The organism is Micromonospora sp. CPCC 205546 (assembly GCF_036902715.1).
Classification (GTDB): Bacteria; Actinomycetota; Actinomycetes; order Mycobacteriales; family Micromonosporaceae; genus Micromonospora.
In genome coordinates, this window is record NZ_JBAKHL010000158.1 from 1 (window position 1) to 1,239 (window position 1,239).

Here is a 1,239-nt window from a genome sequence, read left to right on the forward strand (position 1 = left end):
ACGGCCACGGCCTGGATCTCGATCAACAGGTGCGGGTGGGGCAGTTGGTGTACGGCGACGGTGGTGCGGGTGGGGCCGGTGGCGTCGAAGTATTCGGCCCAGACCTGGTTGTAGCCGCCGAAGTCGTTCATGTTGGCCAGGTAGGTGGTGACCTGCACGAGGTCGCTCAGGTCGGCGCCGACCGTCCGTAGCAGATCGGCGATGTTGTCGATGACGGCTCTGGTCTGGGCGCGGATGTCGAGGTTGGTGGTGCCGAACTCGTCGACCTGCACGCCGGCGAAGGTGTTGTCGGGGCGGCGTGACGAGGTGCCGGAGACGTAGACGAGGCCGCCGGCGACCTTGACGTGCGGGAACGCGCCGCGGGGCACGGCCTTGCCGGCGACGACGTGCGCCTGCGCGCCCCCGCCGTGGCTGGCGCTCCCGCCGTGGCTGGCGCTCGTGTCGTGGTTCGCGGTCATGCGGTGGCTCGCAGGCTGGTGGTGCCGAGCTTCTCGACGACGGCGCGGACGTGGGCGCCGGGCTTCAGAGGCACGGCGGCGGTGGCGGCGCCGGCGAGGAACACCCAGCCCTCGCGCAGCCGTACGCCATGGCGACCGGCCAGCCGGATGCCCTCGTCGAGGGCACGGCGGGGGTCACCGAGGATCGCCGCGGTCGAGCCGACCTGCGCCACGCGTCCGTCGATCTCCAGCAGCACGCCCAGGTTCTCCAGGCCGTCCGGGACCGGCGACCAGGCGCCGATGGTGAACGCGGCGGCGGAGGTGTTGTCCGCGATCACGTCCGGCAGAGAGAACGTGAAGTTCGCGTACCGCGAGTCGATCACCTCGATCGCCGGGGCGACCGCCCGCACGGCGTCGGTGAAGTCCCCGACCGGCTCACCGGGCTCGGGCAGGCGGTCCAGCAGGAACGCCACCTCCGGCTCCACCCGGGGGTGGATGAACGCGGCCGGGTCGAGGGAGCCGCCGTCGGGGATGCGCATGGTGTCGGTGAGCCGACCCCAGATGACCTCGTCCACGCCGACCTGCGCCATCTTCGCCTTGCTGGTCAGGCCCATCTTCAACCCCACCACACGCTCACCCCGGTCGAGGCGACGCTGGATCAACGCGGTCTGCACCGCGTACGCCGCATCCACGTCCAGTCCCGTCTCGGCGGCCAACTGCGCAATCGCCGTGGCGGTGTCCGCCGCCACACCCAACCGCTCGGCGATACCCGCGGTGTCCGGCCCGATCATGGAGTCTCCTT

The 1,239-nt window shown here is 71.3% G+C and carries 2 protein-coding genes; both read right to left on the reverse strand.

Going from position 1 to position 1,239, the window contains the following annotated elements; all coding sequences use genetic code 11:
• The coding region (locus V6U77_RS29795) for a RidA family protein (protein ID WP_334610063.1) at window positions 1-458 on the reverse strand (458 nt) is incomplete at its 3' end.
• Window positions 455-1,228, reverse strand: a complete 774-nt coding sequence (locus V6U77_RS29800) for a 2-keto-4-pentenoate hydratase (protein ID WP_334610064.1) — start codon at window positions 1,226-1,228, stop codon at window positions 455-457. The genes V6U77_RS29800 and V6U77_RS29795, both read right to left, overlap by 4 nt.
• Between the last annotated feature and the right edge of the window lie 11 nt (window positions 1,229-1,239).